This window comes from Acetomicrobium mobile, from assembly GCF_937920065.1.
In genome coordinates this window covers 1-5,432 of sequence record NZ_CALETC010000163.1, presented here as the reverse complement: position 1 = coordinate 5,432, position 5,432 = coordinate 1, and the positions used below count along the sequence as shown (strand labels likewise).

General features: G+C 43.8%; 7 protein-coding genes. 1 reads left to right on the top strand and 6 read right to left on the bottom strand.

Annotation, left to right across the window (positions count from 1 at the left end; translation table 11 throughout):
* Positions 1–49 precede the first annotated feature (49 nt).
* The 3 genes from Q7P41_RS06080 to Q7P41_RS06070 form a co-directional block, all read right to left on the bottom strand.
* Positions 50–1,414, bottom strand: coding sequence for a sodium:solute symporter (locus Q7P41_RS06080; RefSeq protein ID WP_303882899.1), 1,365 nt, complete (start codon positions 1,412–1,414; stop codon positions 50–52).
* A gap of 123 nt (positions 1,415–1,537) precedes the next feature.
* Positions 1,538–2,125, bottom strand: a complete 588-nt coding sequence (locus Q7P41_RS06075; RefSeq protein ID WP_303882900.1) for a lysine exporter LysO family protein — start codon at positions 2,123–2,125, stop codon at positions 1,538–1,540.
* Between the two features lie 2 nt (positions 2,126–2,127).
* A complete protein-coding gene (locus Q7P41_RS06070; protein WP_303882898.1) occupies positions 2,128–2,445 on the bottom strand; it encodes a LysO family transporter in 318 nt (105 codons plus the stop codon).
* A gap of 140 nt (positions 2,446–2,585) precedes the next feature.
* On the opposite strand from Q7P41_RS06070, the gene Q7P41_RS06065 reads away from it, so the two are divergent.
* Positions 2,586–3,296, top strand: coding sequence for a tRNA 2-thiocytidine biosynthesis TtcA family protein (locus tag Q7P41_RS06065; protein ID WP_303882897.1), 711 nt, complete (start codon positions 2,586–2,588; stop codon positions 3,294–3,296).
* Here Q7P41_RS06065 and Q7P41_RS06060 read toward each other — a convergent pair.
* The 3 genes from Q7P41_RS06060 to Q7P41_RS06050 are packed head-to-tail and all read right to left on the bottom strand — an operon-like array spanning position 3,271 to position 5,369.
* Positions 3,271–3,672, bottom strand: a complete 402-nt coding sequence (locus Q7P41_RS06060) for a cytidine deaminase (RefSeq protein ID WP_303882895.1) — start codon at positions 3,670–3,672, stop codon at positions 3,271–3,273. The genes Q7P41_RS06065 and Q7P41_RS06060 overlap by 26 nt on opposite strands.
* Positions 3,673–3,694: 22 nt before the next feature.
* The gene (locus Q7P41_RS06055; RefSeq protein WP_303882894.1) at positions 3,695–4,630 is read right to left on the bottom strand and encodes a SufD family Fe-S cluster assembly protein; all 936 of its coding nucleotides are present in this window, start codon (positions 4,628–4,630) and stop codon (positions 3,695–3,697) included.
* Positions 4,617–5,369 (bottom strand): ABC transporter ATP-binding protein, encoded by a 753-nt coding sequence (locus Q7P41_RS06050; protein WP_303882893.1) that lies wholly within the window; start codon positions 5,367–5,369, stop codon positions 4,617–4,619. The genes Q7P41_RS06055 and Q7P41_RS06050 overlap by 14 nt, the downstream gene beginning before the upstream one ends.
* Positions 5,370–5,432: the final 63 nt, after the last annotated feature.

The following is a 5,432-nucleotide window of genomic DNA, read 5'->3' as shown; positions in this document are numbered from 1 at the left end:
CTTAAACCTTGGCCCGGCCTTTGAATTTAAGCTAAAAGCCCGCTTTGTGTTATTTGATGCGGGCTTTTTTGCTGTTATAAATGCCGAAAAGTGCGATCATGGCAGAAACGCACACGCCAATTAAGATCCCTTCCCCGGGAAGTTTTAATATAGGCCACAGACAGGCTATAGTTATGCCTGTAGCTCCTGACATAAAAGCCATCCCGGGAGAAAGCGAAAAAGAAAAAACAGCCGCAACTAGGGGTACAAAAACACCTGCACCTCTAAGTCCCATGCTCAAATAACTCCATTGCAGAATAAGCGAATCGGCAGCCCTCAGACTTGTTATAAAAGCTACAACAATCACGCAAAGCAAGCTTAACCTATTTATCACAAGAATCGTCCTACTCGATGAGAGCTTCTTGAAGGATACGTACAAATCATAAGATATTGTAGTCGCCACGCCTAAAGACAGCCCGGCCGCCGTGCCCAAGGATGTGATAAAAAGTGTCGCCCAAGCCACACCGCTTAAAGCCTTGGGAAAGTATGTATATAAAAAATACGGAAGGGCCTGGGAGGGCTCTATGACCACGCCTTCTCTACGTAGCGCAAGTCCGATCCAAATTCCAAGAAGCCCGATCGGAGGCATCAGAATTGCCGATAACAAAGCGCCCCGTTTGGCCGTTTTTTCACTTGAGGCCGACAAAACAGCTTGGGCATAAATTTGCGTGCCTAACGTGCCAAGTATCAAGGACAAACAGGCGTTTAACTCCTTAAAGACTCCTCTGGCAAAGAGCGAAAAAAATGGAAACCTTGGCAAGTCTTTAACAAGAGCACGTGGAGTATGCCCTAATTTATAGGCAAACACGGCGCAGGCAATAAGGGTAAAGTAAAGCAAGACGAGCTTTACCTGTCCTATGGCGCTATAACTTTTAGTTCCTCCCGAATAAATGAAGGCCAAAATGAGAAAGGCGACGAGTAAATTTAACGCCCAATAGGGTAAGGGCACAATAGCGGATAACAAAGCGCAAGAGGCAAGAAATTGCGCCACAACTGCTATAAGAGTCCCGATGATGGAACCTACTGCCGCTAATCGGCTCATCTGCAAACCGTAATGCCTGGATAAAAATTGAGCCAACGTAGTCACCCCTGATTTTCTTAAAGGCTCAGCAATAAAAAGGGCTAAAAGTAGTGAGCCAATTCCTCCGCCCAACGTAAACCACCAGGCAGACAAACCATAAACGTAAGCCATCTCGGCCGTTCCAACGGTGGAGGCTCCTCCTATCAGTGCGCCAAGCAATATTCCGGAAACTGCAAAGGGATTGGCCTTCCTGCCAGCTAAGGAATATTCTTCTTCGTCTATTTTCTTCCCGGAAGCCATAACACCTACAGAAATAACAAAAATCATCGTAGCCGCCACAGACAGAAAAAACATAGATACTTCATCCTCCAGTCGACATTGTTTAGCATAATAAGCGCATAACATTCGCCCTGTTACATATCAGATGAATTAAATCTCAAATTACCAACGATTATGCTGCTCGGCACTTTACATATTTTATAAACTTAATATAACAGGCACTAAGATAGGCACAAGCAAGGTAAGAAAAACTCCAGACACAAATGAATATATTACTACGTCTGGAGTGTTACTCTTCACAATTACGGGCAACAAAGTATCCATTGCGGTAGCTCCCGCAATCCCTATTGCTTCTAAGGCGCCTACGCGCTTGCTAATAAATGGTATGGATATTAAGGCAATAATCTCTCTTATCACATTGGAAAGAAAGGCTACCATTCCAAGTTCAACGCTATACATTTGCGCAATAAGGACCCCAGAAAGTGAGTACCAACCAAAACCCGCCCCGACGGCTAAAGATTCTTTCAATGGCATCTTCAATATTAGAGATGTCCCGATGCAACCAATCGCAGTACCCAATATCGTGCCTATAGGAACAATAAAAAGCTTTAAGCCATTATTTTTTATGTCCCTGAATGACTCTTTGTTACTGCCAAGATCTATGCCTACTGAAAAAAGTAGTATTAATAAACAAAAAGTGATCACATAGTCAGTTAAGCCATTTAAAGGCATGCCTAAAAAGTACCCCGAAAATATGCCAATCAAAAGGCAGGAAATGATAACCATTGTCAAGAATTTTTCATCCCTTTCTTCGAAAAAACCCCGATTGTAATATTTATGCAAAGCACCGTACCCAACACGGACAGTAAAGATATTACAGCTGCCTTAAGTCCAATAGCTCTCAATGCCAGAAGCACTTCGCCGTTACTTCCTATTTCAAAGCCGATAGTAAGAATTAACACTATAAGACACAACGTCTGCAACTTTGCGTTATGTCTTTTAATCGACACCGGCACCTTCTCGTAATAACCCACAAGGGCGCCAAAAAGCATAAATGCTATGTAAAAATACATACTATTGTGACTAATAAATTTAAGGATATTCACATGAGCCTCCTGTATACAAGGGTGACCACAGGCATATTTGATAAGATTTGGCCACCATGGATATTGTTGTATTATAACAAATGATTCCTTTTAGTTGAACTTCGGTAACAACCGGTGATATTCTCTTCTGGGTGATGGATATGATTTTTTTGCCTGAACGAATTAAGCGCGCTGTCGGTGATGCGGTCTGCGCATATTCAATGATCGAAAAGGGAGATAACGTGTTGGTTGGGCTATCAGGCGGGAAGGATAGCTTGATTCTCCTTGTGGCCTTAAAACACCTGCAAAGGGTAAGTCCCATAAAGTTCAACATTGCCGCACTAACGATAGATCCCACAGGTGGCAAGTTTAGCTCATCGGGTTTAAAGAATTTTTGTGAAAGCCTTGATGTTTCACATATTTATTATCCCTATCCTATATTTGAAATCATGAAAATTCGTAACGAAGGCTCGCCATGTAGTTTTTGCGCCAACATGAGAAGAGGAATTTTGAGCGGAATAGCCAAAGATAGGGGATTTGCAAAAGTTGCCTTGGGACACCATCTTACGGATACCGTTGTAACTTTATTGCTTAACATATTCTTTTCCGGCAGGTTTCATACCTTTCGCCCAAAAACGTGGCAGAGTCGAACCCAAACGTGGGTGATAAGACCTTTAATACATCTTCCGGAGGAAACGATAGCTTCCGCAGCATCCAGCATGAAGCTGCCCCTGAAGGACCTGGAGTGTCCTTATGGTAAAAACAGCAAAAGAACCGCAATGGAAAAACTACTAGAAAGCATCAAAAAAGAATCTCCCCAAGCAGAATATAGCGCCTTAAGCGCTCTCAAGAAGGCCTTTTGGGCCGATTAAAAAGACGAAAAGTATAAGGCAAAAGATCTGAAAGGCGCATTTGAAGAAATTTACCTTCCAGGTTAAAGGAAAAAACATCAAAATCTCCAAATTCTGCCATTACCTGAAGGCATGCACCACAAGGAGGCACTGGGTTTGTTTCATCGGAACATATGACGATTGCCTTAAAAGCGCGTTCTCCCTTTGATATAGCGTTATAAATAGCAGCTCTTTCAGCACAAATGGTTAAACCGTAAGATGCGTTTTCTACGTTACACCCTACATAAATTTTGCCGGACTCTGAAAACAACGCAGCCCCAACTTTAAAACCGGAATAAGGGGCGTAAGCATTTTCCCGCACTTTTTTTGCAAGGGCATAAAGTTCTGTAATATCCACGCCTACCGTGTCCTTAAAATAGTCATCTTAATAAACCGGAAACCACGACGTCCACAGCTTCGTTTTCGGTTAGTCCCTTTGCCATGAGTCCCCATAGCTTTTCGCTGGCTATCCTGCCTATGGCAGCCTCATGGGTAATCTCGGCCCCTGGATGTGTAACGGATACAACGGGAACCGCTTCCGCGCAGCCATGACCCTGAACCACCTCGGTGCAATCGACATGTCCTTTAGCTCCTTCTGCTGCACCCTCAATCTCACCAAAAAACTTACCGAAGCTGTTATCTTTTAGCACGACTCTTGCCTTCACCAATCCACTTGAGTTCTCGCCGCATAGCCGCACTACATCTCTCACGCTGCATTGATCATCATATTTGCCGTAAACTTTTGAGGTCACCTCAGCGCTTCCCAGACGGCCTATGACATCTACCTCTATATCAAGGGACAAATTCCCCACTCTTCCCTCAACTAACGTGAAATTACTTACAAATTTTCCCTTCTCCTCCACAATCACACGAGTAACGGGTCGAACTTCTATCTTGCCCTCTGGTCCATGGACGTGTACTTCCTCATAGGTCATATTAGCGCCCTTGCCAACATTTATTTCGCCTTCCATGGCATGAAGAAATTCTATAGCGTTTGGAAATATACAGTGGGCATAAAACTTCGCTTTGGCGCCTTCTTCCAGAATGATTTTACTTTCTATGATCTGCTTACCTTCCTTGCCGAGGTGACCAAAACATAGGTGTACGGGTTTTTCAAGCACAGTTCCCGCCTTCACGGTAAAAGTTGCCCTCACACCGTACTCGGTCTCTTTGGCATCGATAGCGAGTCCAGGAGTATCTTGAGAGGCCAGAATGTTATTTGCGTGAACTATGACGTGCGCCTCGTCAGTTTTAATTGGCTCCCCCGTTTTTTGGGTAATTTCAATCAAGGCTGAATACTCTTCACTTAGATTCATAGTAAGCCACCTCGCTAGTAGCAACCGGGTCAGCACAGGGCTCGCATAAAGACATATAGTATCGCTTTACGGCCTTGGGTTGACCTTCCAACATCACCCTCCCGTTACAGAGTAAATAGGCCCTGTCGCATGAGGAGGCAATGTCATCCCTATGAGTTATGACCAAAACGCTACTTCCAAAATCGACAAGTTTTTTAAAAAGTTTTACTACATCTCCCAAGGCCAACAGGTCCACACCTGAATCTGGCTCGTCAAGTATGGCAAGTTTAGGCTTCATCAAATAAACGGAGGCAAGTTCCAGTCTCTTTCGCTCTCCTCCTGATAAAGATTTATCAACAAATCTATCAAGATAAAAGGGCTCCATTTGAATGAAATCCAGCGCTTCCTCCAATTCTCGCCTCGTCGCATCTTTTCGCGATAGCCTCAAATATTCTGCTACAGTTATGCCCTCATACCTTGCAGGATATTGCCATGCCAAAGTTATTCCCAGCCTCGCTCTCTCGGTTATGGAAAGGTCAGTTATATCGCTTCCCTCAAAAAATATCCTTCCTAAATCTGGTTTATAAGAGGGAAGCCCCATTATGCTATATGCCAAACTGGTCTTGCCTGCACCATTTCTCCCCAACACTCCTGCCACTTCTCCATGTCCGACCTTTATGGTAACCTGATCGAGCAATTTCTTGCCATTTTCTCTTGTAACTGTAATGTTATCTACATGAAGCAAAGCTGCTTCCGTCATCTATTGATTCCTCCATAAAACCTTCTATTTTTTAGCTAGACCCTGATCGCCAAAAAAAGGCCT